The organism is Bradyrhizobium daqingense (assembly GCF_021044685.1).
GTDB lineage: Bacteria > Pseudomonadota > Alphaproteobacteria > Rhizobiales > Xanthobacteraceae > Bradyrhizobium > Bradyrhizobium daqingense.
Map to the genome: position 1 here is coordinate 2,267,343 of NZ_CP088014.1, position 18,215 is coordinate 2,285,557.

Below are 18,215 nucleotides of genomic sequence, written 5' to 3' on the forward strand. Positions count from 1 at the left end.
AGCTCACGCCGCCGGCGACGGACCCTCACCGTCCTCGGCCGTAACATTCGGCTCGAGGATGTCGAGATGGATGCTGCCGCAATCGGTGCAGCGCATGGTCCAGTACTCGCATCCGGCGCGACCGCCGATGACACGAAGCACCGTGAGATCGCCGTCGCATTCCGGACAGTTGGACAGCACGGCGCGGCTATAGATCCGCGGCCGCGCTCCGTCGATTTCGATGATTGACATGACCGGTTCCCCCTTGCGCCGCCCGTCTTGGTCTGCTGGCCGACCGTTCGCCTATTCGTCGTCGCCCTCGGCCCGCCGGCGGAAGCGATCGATGTGGTGCTTGGCGTCGGCAATCGCGGCGTCGCGATCGGGCCAGGCGAAGCCGACCTCCATGGCTGGAAACAGCACGCCGTCGATGGCCACCGGGCTGAAATCCGCACGCCGGATGCGGGCGTGCCACAGGCCTTTGCCAGCTTCGAAGGATTCGATGTCAAAGCCGTCGTAGATGGTCGTCATTCTTGTCGGTCCCACGTTTCTTTTCGGAGGGTCAGGGGACCACATTTGCGGCCTTCAGCATGTGAAGCGGTTCACAAGTGGCCGGCTTTTTCACCCGATCGGGTGACAGGTCAGTTCCGCGCGGCGGTGCGGCCGATCCGCTTCACCGGCCGGGCAGCAGGTTCCGATGCCGCGCGCATGATCCAGCGGCGAAACGCGGCAAAGTCGCGCTGCTCGGTCTGAAAGCCGCGATAGAGCAGGTACCAGCGCATGCCCTTGGGCACCGAGAGATCGAACGGCGCGACCAGCCGGCCGGCGGCGAGGTCGTCGTCGATATAGGGCCGGATGCCCATGGCGATGCCGAGCCCGTCGGCGGCAGCCTGCAACGCCTGGCCATAGAATTGGAACTCCGGCCCGCGCGCATTGATGCGGGCGAGGTTTGCCGCCTTCAGCCAGATCGGCCAGTCCTCCGGCGAATGCGCGACGCGGATCAGGCTCGGTCCCCTGAGATCCGCCGGCCGCTTCAATCCGCTCGCAAGGCGCGGCACGCAGACCGGGGTGAGGTCGCCGGCGAACAGCGGCTCGGCGACGAGACCGGGCCAGTCGCCGGTGCCGAGCTTGATGCCGCAACTCCAGTCCTCGCCGAACGGCACCGAGGCGCCGCCGGTAGTGAAGCGCACCTCGATGTCCGGCTCCTCGCTGCGAAACTCCGACAGGCGCGGGATCAGCCAGCGCATCGCGAAGGTGTGGCCGACGCCGATGGTGAGCACGCGCAGGCTGGAGGGCGCCGTCACCTGCGCGGTGAGGCTCGCCAGCGCATCGAAGATCGGCGTCAGCCCGCTCTGATAGGCGCGGCCGGCCTGTGTCAGCACCAAGCGGTTGGCCTTGCGCTCGAACAGCGCGAGGCCGAGCCGCTGCTCGAGCAGATTCACCATGCGGCTGACCGCGGCGGCCGACACGTTGAGCTCGAGTCCGGCCGCAGCAAAGCTGCCGGTCCGCGCCGCCGCCTCGAATGCCTTGATGCCGTTGAGAAACAGCAGCCGCCGCAAATGCAAGACCCCTATTCAGCACCCTCAGGAAAGCTGATGCCAGGCCAAGATAACTCGGTTTGCGAAGGCAGAGCAAGCAAGGCAGGTTCACCTCCGACAATCCCCGACAGGAGACCCCGTCGTGACGCCCATCATGATCGTTGCCCTCGGATTGCTGATGGTCGCCACCGCGTTCCTGTCGGGGCTGTTCGGCATGGCGGGCGGGCTGATCCTGATCGGCGTGCTTCTAGCGTTGATGCCGCTACCGACCGCCATGGTGCTGCATGCGATCACGCAGATGGCCTCCAACGGATGGCGCGCGTTGCTGTGGCGCTCGCATATCCGCTGGCGGCCGGTCGCGAATTATCTGGTCGGCTGCGCCATCGCGCTCGCGGCGTGGTCGTTGACCCGCTACGTGCCGGACAAGCCGATGGCGCTGCTCATGCTGGGGGCCACGCCGTTCATGGCGCGTCTGTTGCCGACGAACATCAAGCCGGACCCCGACCGTCTCTGGCAGGGCACGGTCTATGGCACGATCTGCATGGGCTTGATGCTGATGACCGGCGTCTCCGGTCCGCTGCTCGATACCTTCTTCCTCGGCGGCGATTTCGGCCGGCGCGAGAAGGTGGCGACGAAAGCGATGTGCCAGCTCGTCAGCCATTTCACCAAGCTCGTCTATTTCGGCGGCATCATCGACCAGGCGGCGAGCCTCGACCCCGTGCTCGCTGCCGTTGCGATCATAGCCTCGATGCTCGGCACCACGCTGGCGCGGCGCATCCTGGAAGCCATGACCGACCAGCAATTCGTGGCGTGGTCCAACAAGCTCATCACCACCATCGCCTGCTACTACATCGCCTATGGCGGCTGGCTGCTGCTTCGTGCGCCGGTTCTGGCCGCCTTCGACAGGGGAGGTTTGCCATGAGCGAGACGGCCGACCACATCGTCATTGCGAGCGTAAGCGAAGCAATCCAGAATGGTCTCTGCGGCGGCAGTCTGGATTGCTTCGTCGCAAGAGCTCCTCGCAATGACGGAGCATGAGGAGCCCGCAAGCATGTCACTCAAACTCTACGAACTCGTCGGCACCGACGCCGCGCGCCCGTTCAGCCCGTATTGCTGGCGCACGCGGATGGCGCTGGCGCATAAGGGGCTGTCGGCGCAATCGCTGCCCTGGCGCTTCACCGAGAAGAGCGCGATCGCGCCACACGGCTCCGAGAAAGTCCCCGTGCTGTTGCATCATGACAGGCCCGTGGTCGATTCCTGGACCATCGCAACCTACCTCGAAGACAATTTCCCGGATCGTCCGTCGCTGTTCGGCGGCGAGGGCGGCCGCGCCATGGCGCGCATGGTCAACGCCTTCGGCGACATCGTCATCGTCGGCGGCATCTTTCCGCTGATCGTCGCCGACATCCCGAACAATCTCGCCGAGGCCGACGCCGCCTATTTCAGAAAATCGCGCGAGGCGCGCTTCGGCGGCAAGAGCCTGGAACAGGTCATGGCAGGCCGCGACAGCGGCGTCGTCGCATTTCGCAAGTCGCTCGAAGTGATGCGGCAGACCTTGAAGAAACAGCCCTATCTCAGTGGTAGCACGCCGAACTACGCCGACTACATCGTGTTCGGCGGCTTCCAATGGGCGCGCGTGGTGAGCCCGTTCAGGCTGCTCGAAGCGGACGATCCGATCTATGCGTGGCGCGAGAAGCTGCTCGATGCATTCGACGGCATGGCGCGGACATCGCCGGGGCATGAGGTGTAGCCCACGCTGTCTCTCCACGGGTCGTTCCGGCGAAGGCCGGGACCCATACCGCGTGATCTCCCGGTCGCAGCCGGTAGGCGTACCGAACGCCAAATCTTCGCCAAACATCTCCCTGTGGTTATGGGTCCCGGCCTTCGCCGGGACGACACCGAGAGTGCAGCACGCTCTCGCGTCTAACGCGCAGCCTCCGCCGCGGCCTTCCGCAAGCAGTCCCGGCACAGGCAATCCTCGCCTTCCACCGGCATAGGCAGTTTTGCCGTCTCCTCTGCGCACCAGCACGTGCCCGAGAGATCGCAGCCGAACGCAGTGCCGCAGCGAGAGCAGGTGAGGCGGCGGGGTTCCGGCAGCGAGGATTCTTTCGCAATTGTCATGATTTACGTCGAAGCTTCGCCGTCATTTTCATGTCGGGTTCATTTGTCCCTGCGGTATATTAGGTGCTGCGCACGCATCAGGAAAGCGGCTCCCAACGCGCGAAGGACAGATCGATGGCCCGCGATTCGCAAGCTGCTCTGGTTGCGCTCAACCGCTTCGGCTTCGGCGCGCGCGGCGGCGCCTCCGGCGATCTCATCAATGCGGCCTCCGATCCGCGCGGTTTCGTGAAGGCGGAGCTCACGCGTCCGAGCGGCGTGCTGCTGGAAGCGCCGGGCCTGCAATCGACGCCACAGCTGGGGCAGGCCGTGTTCGCCTATCAGGATCAGGTCAGGCAGGCGCGCGAGGCTGCCAAGGAAACTGCCAAGGAAACCGCCAAGGCCGCCGCGCCGGCTGAGACGCCGCTACCCGCGCCTGCCGATCAGAAGCCCGCCCTGCGCCGCAATCTCTCGCTCAACGCAGCGGCGGAGATTTCCGGCCAGATGGCCGATGCAAAGCCTGCCGAGACCACCGTCAAGCCCGAGACCATGCAGCCCAACGTGACTGCGCCGCAATCCGCCAAGCCCGCACCGCAGCCGCTCAACGTCATCCAAAAGACCTTTCGGGCCGAGGCGCTGGCGCGGCTGCAGCGCGCGACGCTGGCCGAGTGCGGCTTCACCGAACGGCTCGTCGTGTTCTGGTCCAACCATTTCTGCATCTCCGCCAGCAAGGGCGAGCTGGCGCGGATCTGGGCCGGCGCTTTCGAGCGCGAGGCGATCCGGCCGCATGTTCTCGGGCGCTTCGCCGACATGTTGAAGGCGGTGGAGCAGCATCCGGCCATGCTGTTCTTCCTCGACAACCAGCAATCGCTCGGTCCCGACTCGCGCGCGGGACAAAACCGCAAGCGCGGACTGAACGAGAATCTCGCCCGCGAGATCTTGGAGCTGCATACGCTCGGCGTCGGCGGCGGCTATACGCAGGATGACGTCACCTCGCTCGCGCGCATCATCACCGGCTGGACCTTCGCTGGACGGCAGGGGCAGCTCGGCCCACCCGGCTCCTTCGTGTTCAACGCCAATGCGCATCAGCCGGGGTCGCAGATCCTGCTCGGCAAGATCTATGAGCCGGCCGGCCTCGCACGGGGCGAGGCCGCGCTCGCCGACATCGCGCGCCATCCCTCGACCGCGAATTTCATCGCCACCAAATTCGTTCGTCATTTCGTCGCCGACGATCCGCCGCCTTCGCTCGTCGCGCGCCTGCGCGATATTTTCGTCAGGACCGACGGCGATCTCAAGGCAATGGCGACCGCGCTGGTCGATTCCGAGGAAGCATGGCGCGCGCCACTGACAAAAATGCGCTCGCCGTACGAATTCCTGGTCGCGAGCGGCCGGCTGCTCGCGCGCGTGCCGGAGGATCCGAGCCGCTATCTCAACGGCCTCAACCTGCTCGGGCAGCCGCTATGGTCGCCGGCCGGGCCCAACGGCTTTCCCGATAGCAATGCGGCCTGGGCCGCGCCCGAGGGCATGAAGCTCAGGCTCGACATCGCCGCGCAAATCGGGTCGCGGCTCGGCAGCAATATCGATCCGCTCGATCTCCTGGAGTTCGCGGCGGCGGATGCCGCCTCCATCGAAACGCGGCGGACCGTGGAGCGCGCCGAATCGCGGCAGCAGGCGCTGGCGCTGCTGCTGATGTCCCCGGAAATGCAGCGGAGATGACGATGATCGATTGCGTCGAGAACCGGCTCCTCACCTCGCGCCGCGGCCTCCTGCTCGGCGGCGCCTCATTCGCTGCCTGGGCCTATTTGCCGAAATTCGCGCGCGCGGCGGACGGGCGCGATCCGCGGCTGGTCGTGGTGATCCTGCGCGGCGCGCTCGATGGCCTTGCGACCGTCGCGCCGCTCGGCGATCCCGATTATGCGGGCCTGCACGGCTCGATCGCGCTCACGGCGGACGGCGCCCATCCCGCGATCATGCTCGATTCGTTCTTCGGGCTGCATCCGGCGATGCCGGAATTTGCGCGCATGTACCGCGACAAGCACGCCGCGGTCGTCCACGCGGTGGCAACGCCCTATCGCGATCGCTCGCATTTCGACGGCCAGGACGTGCTCGAAAGCGGCTATGCCGGCCCCGGCCGCGTGCAATCCGGCTGGCTCAACCGCGCGCTCGAGACGCTGCCGCGCGGCGAGCTTGTATCGAGCGGTCTTGCGGTCGGGCCGACCACGCCGCTGGTGCTGCGCGGCAACGCGCCGACGGTCGGCTGGGCGCCGGTCGCGCTGCCGCAGGCCGACGAGGACACCGCAATGCGCCTCGTCGAGCTCTACCGCCATCGCGATCCCGCGCTGGCCGCGGCCTTGTCGCAAGGCCTTCGGCTCGACAAGGCTGCTGGTGGTGACGACATGAAGCCGAAGGGCGGCAATCAGGCCGCGCAGATGCGCCAGGTCGCGCGCGGCGCCGCCAAGCTGATGGCAGCCGATGACGGCCCGCGCATTGCCGCGCTCGCCTTCGACGGCTGGGACACGCATGCCAACGAAGGCGGCCCGGTCGGGCGTCTCGCCTTCCTGCTCGGCGGTCTCGACGGTGCGCTGGCCGAATTCGAAAACGAGCTCGGCCCGCGCTGGCGCGACAGCGTCGTCGTGGTCGTCACCGAGTTCGGCCGCACCGCGCGCATCAACGGCACCGACGGCACCGATCACGGCACCGGAACGATCGCCCTGCTCGCCGGCGGTGCCGTGAAAGGCGGCCGCATCATCGCCGACTGGCCGGGCCTCAAGCTCGCCAACCTCCATGAAGGCCGCGACCTCAAGCCGACCACCGATCTGCGCTCCGTCATCAAGGGTGTCCTGCAGGACCAGTTCAGCCTGTCCGACCGCGTGCTGGCGGAGACGGTGTTCCCGGACAGCGCGGGAGCCCGGCCGATGAAGGGGCTGATCGTGTAAGCCGTCCCTTTGGGCCGCGCCTTGCGGCGCATCCCGGAATGACGACATGATGATCCGAGCATCAGGAGAACCATCGCCCATGTACATCGCCATGAACCGCTTCCGTGTCGCCAAGGGTTCCGAGGCCGCCTTCGAGCAGGTCTGGCTTTCGCGCGACACGCATCTCGACAAGGTGCCGGGCTTCGTCGAATTCCATCTGCTGCGCGGGCCCGAGCTCGAAGACCACACGCTCTACGCCTCGCACACCATCTGGGCGAACCATGCCGCGTTCGAGGCCTGGACCAAGTCCGAGGCGTTTCGCGCGGCACATCACAAGGCGGGCGACAACAAGCCGCTCTATCTCGGCCATCCCCAGTTCGAAGGCTTCGAGGTGATCCAGACGGTCGGGCGCGGCGCGAAATAGCGCGCCGCAGAGCCCAGCTCGCAGCGTTCAGCCGGCAGGCTTCAGCCAAGTGTGATCTTGTCGATCTCGGCCATCTCGTCGGCGCTGAGCTTCCAGGTGATCGCCTTGACGTTCTCCTCGATCTGCTCGACGCGGGTCGCGCCGGCGATCACGCTCGACACCTGCGGGCGCGCGGCAAGCCAGGAGAAGGCGAGCTCGAGCATGCTGTGCCCGCGTGCCCTGGCGAAGGCTTGGAGCTTCTCGACCATGTCCTCGTTGCGCGGCGTGACGTAGCGGTCGCGCAGCGCCGGCGCCTTGGCAAAGCGCGTGTCGGCGGGCGCCGCTGCGCCGCGCTGATACTTGCCGGTGAGCAGGCCGCTGGCGAGCGGGAAGAACGGCAACAGGCCGAGCTTGTATCCCGTTGCGGCGGGCAGCAAATCCTTCTCGATGTCGCGCACGAGCAGCGAGTATTCATCCTGGCAGGAGACGAAGCGGCTGACATTCATCGCGCGTGCGACGTACTCCGCTTCCGCGATCCGCCAGGCCGGGAAATTGGAATTGCCGATGTAGCGCACCTTGCCCTGCCGGATCAGATCGTCGAGCGCGCGCAGCGTCTCCTCGATCGGCGTCAGCGGGTCGTAATCATGCTGCTGGTAGAGGTCGATGTAGTCGGTCTTCAGCCGCCTGAGGCTGGCCTCCACCGCATCCATGATGTAGCGGCGCGAGGCGCCCTGCTTGGTGCCGTCGGTCGCCATCGGCTTGGCATACTTGGTGGCGAGCACGATGTCCTTGCGGCGGTCGCCGAGCACGGTGCCGAGCACCGTCTCCGAGCCGCCCATGCCTGCATAGATGTCTGCGGTGTCGAACAGCGTGATGCCGAGATCGAGCGCGCGATGGATCACCTTGCGCGAGGTCTCCAGATCCGTGCGCTGGCCGAAATTGTTGCAGCCGAGCCCGACGGCAGAGACGCGCAGGCCGGAGGCGCCGAGGTTACGAATGTCCATGGAAGGTCCCGTCGAATGAGCAGCGGCGCATTCTGACCACGGTGCGTCCCGGCAGCAAGCCGCTGGCCGCGCTGCTGCCATGCCGGCGAGGCACACAAAAAAATGCGGCCCCTGTCAGACGCGGCGACTGACGGGGACCGCTTGGGGCGTTTGATCGGTGACGGGGGGCCTGATCAGACGCAGCTGCAACCTAATCCCGGTGTGTTACGCGGCGGTGACAGGCAGAGTTATCCACAGGCCTTGAGCCGCCTGGGTCAAGATCTTGCGATAGACGATGAAGCCGGAGCGCTCGGCGACCTTGTCGTACAGGCTCTGCGCCGTGACATTGGTCTCGTGCGTCTGCCAATAGACGCGCGGCGACCCCGCCAGCTTCGCCCGTTCATACACGCCATGGATCAGCGCCGAGCCGACGCCCTTGCCGCGCGCGGCCTCGGACGTGAACAGGTCCTGCAGATAGCAGGACGGCTCGATCGCGGTGGTGCTGCGATGGAACAGATAGTTGGTCATGCCGAGCAGCTTGCCGTCATCTTCGGCGACCAGCCCATGCACCGGCTCATAGGCGTCGAAGAAGCGCTGCCACGTCATCCGCGTGATCTCCGGCGCGAGCGCCGTCGGACCGGAGCGGCCGTAGAAGGCGTTGTAGCCGTCCCACAGCGGCAGCCATTGATCGTAGTCCTGCCGTGCGACGGCGCGAATGATGAGCGACATGTGAATTTCCGCGATCTCGGAGGTGCACGAAAGAGATGCCCTTCATACGTGATGACGGCGTTGCCGATCAATCGCGCCGTCGCGTCACTCCGCGACGCGCAGGTTCCGGATCAGCTTGCGGCTGGTGGGATCGCGCAGCGAGCGGTAGTAGTCGGCGCGTGCCGGCGCGTCGGTGTGGCGCACGAGGTCGGTTACCGGCGTGTAGCTGAGCATGCGGCCGCCGTCAGGCAGCACCGTGCAGACGAAGCGGAGCACTTCGCCATTGCGCAAGGCGATGTTGATGGGCCTCGCGTCGCCGAGGCGCACCATCTCCATGCGCTGCGCGATGAAGGTGGCGAGCTCGTCCTCGGGCAGCTCGAACGCGCCGGTGTCGCGGCCGTGATACATCAGCGCGATGAAGGGCGGCTTGCTGTCGGCGATCTCGTCCGGCACTGCGAAATAGTCGCGGAACGCGCGGTTGATGAACTCGGCGCGGGTCTCGGCATCGAGCAGCACCACGCCGATGTCGATCTGGTCGAGCGCAGCCGACAGGCGCGCGGCGGTGGCGTGGCTCTGGCGCTCGGCTGCAAAGGTGCCGAGCAGCCGCTCGCGCATCAGGCCGGTGATGCCAGCGGTGCCGGCGGCGGTGATCGCCAGAAGGCCGAGCCGGATCACATCCGCGCTCCCATAACCGGAGACGCCGTGCTGGTGGAGGAAGATCAGTGCCGTGCCGATCACTGCGATGGCCGTGGTTGCCAGGGCCGAGGCAAGGCCCGACAGCGCGCCGGCCAAGGCCACGAGGCAGACCAGCAGCGGCGCAGGCGAGGGAGTGGGGAGGGCGGGGACCAGGCGATCGAACAACATCGTCAGCAGCAGGGTCGCTGCCGTCAGAACCGGACCGGAGATCGCACGCCATCCGAGCCGCATGGGCCAGTCTCGCTCCTCCCGAACGAGGTAAGACCGCAACACTGGCCGATCGTTGCACCGATGCGATGCGATTTCGCGCGGTGTGCCTAAGGGGCGCTTGCGGGAACGCGCAAATCTTTCGAAGGATTTTAGGCCAAGTGCGCGTGCTTGAGGCCAATCGCGGGAGCGTTCAGCGTCGACGTGGCCGAGCTCTTGCGCATGCCGGTGAAAATCAACAGCGACGCCGCGACCAGGATGGCCGCAGTCAGCGTGATTGCAACGACGACCACAGGTGACTTCATCGACGTCCTGTCGCGATGCCGGCCGGCACGGGCCGCGCGGCACCTTGAAGGTTGGTCCAGGATGAAACGGGAATCAGAGCGGCAGGCCCATCGCCATGGTCGCCTTGGTCGACAGCACCGTCAGGGTGACGATCAGGCTCAGCGAAAGCGCGGCGACGGCGAGCGAGGCCGCGACCGCGTTGGTCAGCCGGGAAGACGCGACGGTGGCGGATTGGCCCTGAAAGCCTGCCGTGCCGGACGCCCGAATCATGGGTCTGAATCCCTCAACACGCGGGCGAATCACCCGCGACTTTCCGGAATTTCCCAGTTTCAACCGGCAATATTGCGGCGGCGTCGCGCCGAAAACGGCGAGATTGCGGCAAAGTCGTCCCTTATGCCCGCTATTCGCGAGAGCGGGAGGACGGGCCGTCAGGCGCCGGCGGCGATGCTGGCGGGGTCGTCGATGTCGGCCGGGCGCCAATCCATCGTCACGAAGCCGGGCGCAGCTTCCACGCGCTGCAGCCAGTCCCGGATCGCCGGGAAGGTCGATAGGTCAAAATCGCAGCGGTCGGCGAGGTGGGTGTAGCCGTAGAGCGCGATGTCCGCGACGGTGAGCTGGCGTGCGGCGAAATAGGCGTTGGTCTTGAGATGATTCTCCATGACCTGAAGCGCGCCATAGCCCCGCTCCATCCAGTCCTCCAGCGAATGGGTCTGGAGATCGCGGCCGCCCTTGACCAGCGACAGCCAGAAATAGGCGGCGCCGATGTTGGGCTCGAGCGCGTGCTGCTCGAAGAACATCCATTGCAGCGCCTCGGCGCGGTCGATGCGGTTCTCCGGCGCGAGCGGCGTGCCAACGGCGACGTACCAGAGGATGGCGTTGGACTCAGCAAGAAAACGGTCGTCGCCGACTTCGAGCAGCGGCACCTGTCCGGACGGATTCTTCGACAGGAAGTCCGGCGTGCGGCTCTCGCCGCGCAGAATGTCCACTTCGATCGCTTCGTAAGGCACGTTCAAGAGCGCCAGCGCAAGGCGGACCTTGTAGCTGTTGCCGGAGCGCTGCATCGAGTAGAGCTTGTACATTCTGGAAGTTCGTTTCCGGGGAGGGGAAGATGCGGCGCCGGCTGCCCTCCAGCGCCGCTAAACAATGATGCCGATGCGAATCCGCTGCAAGGGCTGCCCCATAGAAAAACTCGAAAACCCTACCGCACTGCAATGCCACGGAAGATCATTTCCGCGCGACCATGCAATTCAGTTTACGCTTGCGTCAAGGCGCCGGACACATGGCGACGTCCCCTTGTGTGAGACAGTGATTGGCCGCGAAACTTCTGCGTCGTCATGGCCGGGCTTGACCCGGCCATCCACGTCTCACGGGCCGCACCAAGAGCGTGGATGCCCGGGACAAGCCCGGGCATGACGATCTTCTGCTTCATCGCAGCACGCAAAATTGCTCCGAGGACAGGCCTTGCCAAATATGAGGGACTCCAGCGGCAAAGTAACGGAATGTTGCGGTGAATCATCCCTCCATCAGCCGAAATCCCTAAGTTTTTCCGGGATCGGACCGAAGTTTCTTGCGGTGCAGCGGCTCACGTTTTAGGGTGTCTCATTCCCACAATCAGAGTCGTGAGGCCCAGGGCTTCACGACGCTTGTCAGGAGATGACGATGTCCTTCCTTGCCGCTGCGCTCGACCGTGTGAAGCCGTCCGCGACCATCGCGGTCACGGATAAAGCACGCGCGCTGAAAGCGGCGGGCCGCAACGTCATCGGCTTAGGGGCCGGCGAGCCCGACTTCGACACGCCTGCCAACATCAAGCTGGCGGCGATCCGCGCCATCGAGGCCGGCAAGACCAAGTACACCGCGGTCGACGGCATCCCCGAGCTGAAGGACGCCATCATCGCCAAGTTTCAGCGCGAGAACGGCGTCGCCTACAAGCCGAACCAGATCATCGTCGGCACCGGTGGCAAGCAGGTGCTCTACAACGCGCTGATGGCGACCATCAATCCGGGCGACGAGGTGATCATCCCCGCGCCCTATTGGGTCAGCTATCCTGAAATGGTGGCGCTCGCCGGCGGCGAGCCGGTGCCGGTGGTCTGCACCGCCGCGACCGGCTTCAAGCTCCAGGCCGAGGCGCTGGAGCGCGCGATCACGTCGAAGACCAAATGGGTCATCCTGTGCTCGCCGTCGAACCCGACCGGAGCCGCCTACACCAAGTCGGAGCTGAAGGCGCTCACCGACGTGCTGCTGCGCCATCCCCATGTCTGGGTGATGACCGACGACATGTACGAGCACCTCGTCTATGACGACTTCCAGTTCACCACGGTCGCGCAGGTCGAGCCCGGTCTCTACGACCGCACGCTCACCGTGAACGGCGTGTCCAAGGCCTATTGCATGACCGGCTGGCGCATCGGCTATGCCGGCGGCCCGGCGCAGCTGATCAAGGCGATGTCCACGATCCAGTCGCAGTCGACCTCGAACCCGTCGTCGATCGCGCAATGGGCGGCGGTGGAAGCGCTGAACGGTCCGCAGGACTTCATCCCCGCCAACAACAAGGTGTTCAAGGAGCGGCGCGACCTCGTCGTCTCCATGCTCAACCAGGCCAAGGGCATCGAGTGTCCGCGTCCCGAGGGCGCCTTCTACGTCTATCCGTCCTGCGCCGGCACCATCGGCAAGACCGCGCCGTCGGGCAAGGTGATCGACAATGACGAGACGTTCGTCACCGAGCTCCTGGAAACCGAAGGCGTCGCCGTCGTGCAGGGTTCGGCCTTCGGCCTCGGCCCCGCGTTCCGCATCTCCTATGCGACCAAGACCTCGGACCTCGAAGACGCCTGCAAGCGCATCCAGCGCTTCTGCGGCAATCTTCGGTAAGCTGCTCGCGACAAAGATTGAAAGGGCCCGCTTCGTGCGGGCCTTTTTTGTTTGGCTTCCATGCGGTGGAGCCGGAGGGACGTTTGTCCAGTCGGCATCGTGCCTTGCCCCTCACCCGGATCGCTGCGCGATCCGACCTCTCCCCGCAAAGAGCGGGGAGAGGTTAAGCAAGCCCGGCGACGTTGCATCGTAAGGGACGTACGGCTCTCTCACTCCCTCGCCCCGTTCTTACGGGGAGAGGGTGGGGTGAGGGCTCTCTCCGCAAGTTCGCTTCTAAATGCCTGCGATCTGGCACCTCCAGCACTCTTGTGGCATAGACCATGACGCATCACGGGTCGGGCGCTCTCTGCTCGCGTCACATCATCGCCGGAGATATTTCATGCGCCGTTCGTTCATCCTCGCCGGGCTCACTGCGGCCAGCCTCGTCGTCTCCGTCGCTGCTGCCGGCGCGCAGCAGCGGATGGCGCGGGTCGGCGTTCTCGAATGCCGCGGCGGCGCCAGCGTCGGCTTCATCGTGGGATCGGTGACCCATCTCGGCTGCGTGCTGCGTGCCGACGGCTTGCCCGATGACCGCTACGTCGCGACCATCCGCAAAGTCGGCCTCGACATTGGCATCACCCAGGAGACGGCGCTCGCCTGGGGCGTGTTCGCGCCGGTCGATCGGCTCGGTCCCGGCGACCTCTCCGGCAATTACGCGGGCGCGCAGGGCAGCGCCTCGCTCGGCGTCGGCCTTGGCGGCAATGTGCTGGTCGGCGGCTCCAACAATTCGATCGCGCTCCAGCCGCTCAGCGTGCAGGGCCAGGTCGGCCTCAACATCGCCGCCGGCCTCGAAAGCCTGGAACTCCGTCCGGGCCGCTGAGTTTTGGCGCGGCGTTCCCCTCACCTCTGCCTCCGGGAGAGGTGAACACCAACGACGCACCGCAGCGACGTTTGACGCTTGCCAAATCTCGGCGACGGGCAGAGCATCGGCGTTTGCCGACCCAATCATGGGCCGAGCTCCACAAGAAGGAGGCGGCGAAATGGGACAAGACGTCAGAAGTCCCCGAGGTCCACGGTGCATCGCACTGGTGGGCCCTTTCCAAAGCGGTAAAACCACACTTCTCGAAGCAATACTGGCGCGAACGGGTGCAATCCCGCGCGCCGGCAGCGTCGATGCCGGAACGTCCGTCGGCGACGCCACGCCGGAGGCCCGTCACCACAAGATGACCGTCGGGCTCACTGCCGCCACCACGAATTTCATGGGCGACAGCTACACCTTTCTCGATTGTCCCGGATCCGTCGAATTCGCCCACGACATGCGCGCCGTGCTGCCTGCGGTCGATGCCGCGGTCGTAGTCTGCGAGGCTGACGAGAAGAAGCTGCCGCAGCTCCAGATCATCCTGCGCGAGCTGGAGGAGTTGAAGATCCCGCGTTTCCTGTTCCTCAACAAGATCGATCGTGCCAGCCAGCGCATCCGCGAGACGCTCGCAACGCTCCAGCCCGCTTCGCGCGTGCCGCTGGTGCTGCGTCAGATCCCGATCTGGAAGGACGAATTGATCGAGGGCTTCGTCGATCTCGCGCTCGAGCGCGCCTTCATCTATCGCGAGCACAAGGCTTCCGAGGTGATCGCGCTCGAGGGCGGCAACCTCGATCGCGAGAAGGAGGCCCGCTTCTCGATGCTGGAAAAGCTTGCCGATCACGACGACGCGCTGATGGAGCAACTGCTCGAAGACATCCAGCCGCCGCGCGACGCCGTGTTCGACGATCTCGCCCGCGAATTGCGCGAAGGGCTGATCTGTCCGGTGCTGCTCGGCGCTGCCGCGCGCGAAAACGGCGTGCTGCGCCTGATGAAGGCGCTGCGCCACGAATCGCCCGGTGTGGCGGAGACCGCAAGACGTCTCGGCGTCCCCGACACCAAGGATGCGCTCGGCTACGTCTTCAAGACGCTGCATTCGCAGCATGGCGGAAAGCTGTCGCTGACGCGGCTGCTCGCCGGCCATCTCGACGACGGCGCCACGTTGCAATCCTCTTCCGGAGGTTCCAGCCGCATCTCGGGCATCCTCGCCGTCAATGGCGCCTACGACACCAAGCGCGCCTCAGCCGAGGCCGGCGACACCGTGGCGCTCGCCAAGCTCGATCCGATCAAGACCGGCGACACGGTCTCGAACGGCAAGACGCCGCCTGCCGCGTTGATCACGATCGAGCCGACGGCGCCGGTGCTCGCGATCTCAATCGCAGCCACCGATCGCAAGGACGATGTGAAGCTCGGTCAGGCCATGGCCCGGCTGCACGAGGAGGATCCCTCGCTCGTCGTCGTGCAGAATGCCCAGACCCACGACACCGTGCTGTGGGGACAAGGCGAAATGCATCTGCGTGTTGCCGGCGAGCGCTTGCGCGACCGCTTCGGCGTCAAGGTCACCTCGCATCCGCCCGGCATCGGCTATCAGGAGACCATCCGCAAGCCGATCACCCAGCGCGGCCGGCACAAGAAGCAGTCCGGCGGCCACGGCCAGTTCGGCGACGTCGTGCTCGACATCCGGCCGCTGCCGCGTGGCGACGGCTTCAAGTTCGCCGAGAAGGTGGTGGGCGGCGCGGTGCCGCGCAATTACATCCCTGCGGTGGAGGAAGGCGTCGTCGATGGCCTCGCGCGCGGTCCGCTCGGCTTCCCCGTCACCGACGTGCAGGTGACGCTGACCGACGGCTCCTATCACAGCGTCGACTCGTCCGATCTCGCCTTCCGCACGGCGGCGCGGATCGGGCTGAACGAAGGTCTGCCGCAGTGCCAGCCGGTGCTGCTTGAGCCGATCCACATGGTCGAGATCGTCTGCCCGACCGACGCCACCGCCAGGATCAACGCGATCCTGTCGGCGCGGCGCGGCCAGATCCTCGGCTTCGACACCCGCGACGGCTGGAGCGGCTGGGACTGCGTCCGCGCCATGATGCCGGAAGCCGAGATCGGCGAGCTGATCGTCGAGCTGCGCTCCGCCACCGCCGGCGCCGGCAGCTTCACCCGCCAGTTCGACCACATGGCCGAAGTCACCGGCCGCGCCGCCGACCAGATCATCGCCGCGCATCAGCACGCGGCGTAAGTCTGTCTCTCGCGCGGTGAGGGAAACACGCTCTCTCGCTCCCTCTCCCCGTTCTTACGGAAGAGGGAGTGAGGGGGCTGCGTTCGCGCGTGCGGCCTTTCATTTCGGCCGAACCCCTCGACTCGTCATTGCGAGCGCAGCGAAGCAATCCAGAATCCCTCCGCGATGACAGCCCGGATTGCTTCGTCGCAAGGGCTCCTCGCAATGACGGATGAGGCAGGCGAGGTCCCCCTTGCACTCCTCTCCTTATGATGTATTTTACATCATTGTACATGCACAGAATATCACTTATAAGCTCTGATACGTGAGGCCAAGGTGATCACGTCGTTCCAGATGCGGGCGGCCCGGGCGCTGCTCGGCATTGACCAGAAAACCCTGGCCGAGCTTGCCGGGGTGTCGCTGCCGACCATCCAGCGGATGGAAGCCTCGACCGGCAATGTTCGCGGCGTGGTCGAGACCCTGATCAAGGTGGTCGAGGCGTTCGATCGGGCCGGCGTCGAGCTTATCGGCGAGCAGGCGCGCAGTGACAGCGGCGGGCGTGGCGTTCGTCTCAAGGAGCCGGGGCCGCCGCGCCGCGTCGGGGCATGATCGCGTTGGTCGTGCCCGGAAAACAAATGAGCTAACCGCACCGTCGCGTCCGGGATCGCGGCCGCACGATGCAGTGGGCATTGTGGGGCAGCGGAGCATGAGCATCACAAGCGATCAGGCCGATAAGTTGCATCAGCTTCGCCGGCCGACCTTTGCCGAACTTTACTTGCCGAAGCTCGTCACGGTCTGGCGCGAAGGCTATGGCGCCGCGGATTTCCGCGCCGACGTCTTCGCCGGTCTCACCGTCGCGATCGTGGCGCTCCCGCTATCGATGGCGATCGCGATCGCGTCGGGCGTGACGCCGGACCGCGGTCTCTACACCGCCGTCGTCGGCGGCTTCATCGTCTCGCTGCTCGGCGGCAGCCGGTTCCAGATCGGCGGGCCGGCGGGCGCCTTCATCGTGCTGGTCGCGGTGACCGCGGAGCGGCACGGCGTGGACGGCGTGATCCTCGCCACCATGATGGCGGGACTGTTCCTGATCGCCGCAGGGCTCTTGCGGGTCGGCACCTACATCAAGTTCATTCCCTATCCCGTCACGGTCGGCTTCACCGCCGGCATCGCCGTCATCATCTTTGCCAGCCAGCTCCGCGATCTCTTTGGGATCACGCTGACGGGGAAGGAGCCGAGCGAGATCGTGCCGAAACTGGTTGCGCTCGCCGGCGGTCTCAATACCATCAATCCATCCGCCGTCGCGGTCGCCATCGTTAGCATCGTCATCATCGCGGCCTTGCGGGTCTGGCGCCCGTCCTGGCCCGGCATCCTGATTGCCGTCGTGTTTGCAGCGGTAGCGACTGCGGTGCTGTCGCTGCCGGTCGAGACCATCGGCTCCCGCTTCGGCGGCATTCCGCGCGAATTGCCCTCGCCGGCGCTGCCTGCGTTCTCGCTGGCGAAGGCGAGGGCCGTGCTGCCGGACGCAATTGCGTTCGCGCTGCTGGCGGCGATCGAATCGCTGCTGTCGGCGGTGGTCGCCGACGGCATGACGGGCCGCCGTCACCGCTCCAATTGCGAGCTGGTGGCGCAGGGCGCTGCCAATATCGGCTCGGCGCTGTTCGGCGGCATCTGCGTCACCGGCCTGATCGCGCGCACCGCGACCAACATCCGCGCCGGCGCGCGCGGGCCGCTCGCAGGGATGCTGCACTCGGTCTTCCTGCTGCTGTTCATGCTGATCGCAGCTCCCCTGGCGAGCTACATTCCGCTGGCCGCGCTCGCCTCGGTGCTGGTCGTGGTCGCCTGGACCATGGCGGAGAAGCATGAATTTGCGACGCTGCTGCGCTCCTCCTGGGGCGATGCCATCGTGCTGCTCGCGACCTTCCTGCTGACGATCTTCCGAGACCTCACCGAAGGTATCCTGGTCGGCTTCGCGTTTGGCGCGGTGCTGTTCATCCATCGCATGGCGGAGATGACGGGCATCGAGGAGCGTACGCCGCTGGTGGACGCCGACCGCCCCGACGACGGCAATGGCGACCGCGTTCCCTATGATTCCGGTCTGGCGGTCGATCGCGACGTGCTGGTCTACCGCATCACCGGCGCGTTCTTCTTCGGCGCCGCCTCGGCGATCGGCAGCGTGCTCGACGGCATCGCCGACAAGCGCAAGGCCTTCGTGGTCGATTTCGCCGCAGTGCCGTTCCTGGATTCCACTGCGGCCAACGTTCTCGGCCGCGTCGCCGCCAAGGCCCACCGCCAGGGCATCAGGCTGTTCATCACGGGGGCCTCGCCCACGGTTCGCCGCGCGCTGCTCACCCACGGCGTGACGCCGCCGCGTGCGCGCTACCGCCAAAACCTCGCGCGCGCCATTGCCGACATCAAGGGCTCCGCCGCCGGTGAGGCCGCCGCGGATTAGCGGTGCTTGACAGACCTTTCGGGACGCGAAATGGATCGCCTCGGAAACG

The 18,215-nt window shown here is 66.0% G+C and carries 20 protein-coding genes; 10 read left to right on the forward strand and 10 right to left on the reverse strand.

The window, feature by feature from the left end; genetic code table 11:
- Positions 1–3: 3 nt before the first annotated feature.
- From LPJ38_RS10835 to LPJ38_RS10845, 3 genes are all read right to left on the reverse strand, one after another.
- Positions 4–231: a hypothetical protein gene (locus LPJ38_RS10835; RefSeq protein ID WP_145641490.1), complete on the reverse strand. Its 228-nt coding sequence runs from the start codon at positions 229–231 to the stop codon at positions 4–6.
- Positions 232–282: 51 nt separating this feature from the next.
- Positions 283–507 carry a hypothetical protein gene (locus LPJ38_RS10840; RefSeq protein WP_008544563.1) on the reverse strand — a complete coding sequence of 75 codons (225 nt, stop codon included), beginning with the start codon at positions 505–507 and terminating at the stop codon, positions 283–285.
- 110 nt (positions 508–617) lie between these two features.
- Positions 618–1,535: a LysR substrate-binding domain-containing protein gene (locus LPJ38_RS10845; protein WP_145641537.1), complete on the reverse strand. Its 918-nt coding sequence runs from the start codon at positions 1,533–1,535 to the stop codon at positions 618–620.
- 121 nt (positions 1,536–1,656) lie between these two features.
- Here LPJ38_RS10845 and LPJ38_RS10850 point away from each other — a divergent pair, with 121 nt between their 5' ends.
- Both LPJ38_RS10850 and LPJ38_RS10855 read left to right on the forward strand, forming a co-directional pair.
- On the forward strand, positions 1,657–2,436 hold the full coding sequence (locus tag LPJ38_RS10850; protein ID WP_145641492.1) for a sulfite exporter TauE/SafE family protein: 780 nt from the start codon (positions 1,657–1,659) through the stop codon (positions 2,434–2,436).
- A 129-nt stretch (positions 2,437–2,565) separates the two neighbouring features.
- A complete protein-coding gene (locus tag LPJ38_RS10855; RefSeq protein WP_167520739.1) occupies positions 2,566–3,264 on the forward strand; it encodes a glutathione S-transferase family protein in 699 nt (232 codons plus the stop codon).
- 173 nt (positions 3,265–3,437) lie between these two features.
- On the opposite strand, the gene LPJ38_RS10860 is transcribed toward LPJ38_RS10855, so the two are convergent.
- Positions 3,438–3,635 carry a cysteine-rich CWC family protein gene (locus tag LPJ38_RS10860; RefSeq protein WP_145641496.1) on the reverse strand — a complete coding sequence of 66 codons (198 nt, stop codon included), beginning with the start codon at positions 3,633–3,635 and terminating at the stop codon, positions 3,438–3,440.
- 114 nt (positions 3,636–3,749) lie between these two features.
- Between LPJ38_RS10860 and LPJ38_RS10865 the strand changes: the two genes are divergently transcribed.
- From LPJ38_RS10865 to hmuQ, 3 genes are all read left to right on the forward strand, one after another.
- Complete coding sequence (locus LPJ38_RS10865; RefSeq protein ID WP_145641498.1) at positions 3,750–5,327, forward strand: DUF1800 domain-containing protein; 1,578 nt, start codon at positions 3,750–3,752, stop codon at positions 5,325–5,327.
- Complete coding sequence (locus LPJ38_RS10870) at positions 5,324–6,547, forward strand: DUF1501 domain-containing protein (protein WP_145641503.1); 1,224 nt, start codon at positions 5,324–5,326, stop codon at positions 6,545–6,547. The genes LPJ38_RS10865 and LPJ38_RS10870 overlap by 4 nt, the downstream gene beginning before the upstream one ends.
- A gap of 79 nt (positions 6,548–6,626) precedes the next feature.
- The gene (gene hmuQ / locus LPJ38_RS10875) at positions 6,627–6,950 is read left to right on the forward strand and encodes a heme-degrading protein HmuQ (protein WP_145641505.1); all 324 of its coding nucleotides are present in this window, start codon (positions 6,627–6,629) and stop codon (positions 6,948–6,950) included.
- 41 nt (positions 6,951–6,991) lie between these two features.
- On the opposite strand, the gene LPJ38_RS10880 is transcribed toward hmuQ, so the two are convergent.
- The 6 genes from LPJ38_RS10880 to LPJ38_RS10905 form a co-directional block, all read right to left on the reverse strand.
- Positions 6,992–7,933, reverse strand: a complete 942-nt coding sequence (locus LPJ38_RS10880; RefSeq protein ID WP_145641507.1) for an aldo/keto reductase — start codon at positions 7,931–7,933, stop codon at positions 6,992–6,994.
- Between the two features lie 204 nt (positions 7,934–8,137).
- Complete coding sequence (locus tag LPJ38_RS10885; RefSeq protein ID WP_145641509.1) at positions 8,138–8,641, reverse strand: GNAT family N-acetyltransferase; 504 nt, start codon at positions 8,639–8,641, stop codon at positions 8,138–8,140.
- An 84-nt stretch (positions 8,642–8,725) separates the two neighbouring features.
- A complete protein-coding gene (locus LPJ38_RS10890; protein ID WP_145641511.1) occupies positions 8,726–9,547 on the reverse strand; it encodes a PAS-domain containing protein in 822 nt (273 codons plus the stop codon).
- 128 nt (positions 9,548–9,675) lie between these two features.
- A complete protein-coding gene (locus LPJ38_RS10895) occupies positions 9,676–9,828 on the reverse strand; it encodes a hypothetical protein (RefSeq protein ID WP_145641513.1) in 153 nt (50 codons plus the stop codon).
- A gap of 73 nt (positions 9,829–9,901) precedes the next feature.
- Positions 9,902–10,078 (reverse strand): hypothetical protein, encoded by a 177-nt coding sequence (locus LPJ38_RS10900; protein WP_167520741.1) that lies wholly within the window; start codon positions 10,076–10,078, stop codon positions 9,902–9,904.
- Between the two features lie 158 nt (positions 10,079–10,236).
- Positions 10,237–10,887, reverse strand: a complete 651-nt coding sequence (locus tag LPJ38_RS10905) for a glutathione S-transferase family protein (protein ID WP_145641515.1) — start codon at positions 10,885–10,887, stop codon at positions 10,237–10,239.
- Between the two features lie 580 nt (positions 10,888–11,467).
- Between LPJ38_RS10905 and LPJ38_RS10910 the strand changes: the two genes are divergently transcribed.
- The 5 genes from LPJ38_RS10910 to LPJ38_RS10930 all read left to right on the forward strand — a co-directional run bounded on the left by LPJ38_RS10910 (position 11,468) and on the right by LPJ38_RS10930 (position 18,166).
- Positions 11,468–12,670 (forward strand): pyridoxal phosphate-dependent aminotransferase, encoded by a 1,203-nt coding sequence (locus tag LPJ38_RS10910; protein ID WP_145641517.1) that lies wholly within the window; start codon positions 11,468–11,470, stop codon positions 12,668–12,670.
- Positions 12,671–13,049: 379 nt separating this feature from the next.
- Positions 13,050–13,529, forward strand: coding sequence for a DUF992 domain-containing protein (locus LPJ38_RS10915; RefSeq protein ID WP_145641519.1), 480 nt, complete (start codon positions 13,050–13,052; stop codon positions 13,527–13,529).
- A gap of 160 nt (positions 13,530–13,689) precedes the next feature.
- The gene (locus LPJ38_RS10920; RefSeq protein WP_145641521.1) at positions 13,690–15,738 is read left to right on the forward strand and encodes an elongation factor G; all 2,049 of its coding nucleotides are present in this window, start codon (positions 13,690–13,692) and stop codon (positions 15,736–15,738) included.
- A gap of 315 nt (positions 15,739–16,053) precedes the next feature.
- Positions 16,054–16,326 (forward strand): helix-turn-helix domain-containing protein, encoded by a 273-nt coding sequence (locus LPJ38_RS10925; RefSeq protein ID WP_008566993.1) that lies wholly within the window; start codon positions 16,054–16,056, stop codon positions 16,324–16,326.
- A 97-nt stretch (positions 16,327–16,423) separates the two neighbouring features.
- Entirely contained in the window at positions 16,424–18,166 is a 1,743-nt protein-coding gene (locus LPJ38_RS10930) for a SulP family inorganic anion transporter (RefSeq protein ID WP_145641523.1), read from the forward strand.
- Positions 18,167–18,215 lie beyond the last annotated feature (49 nt).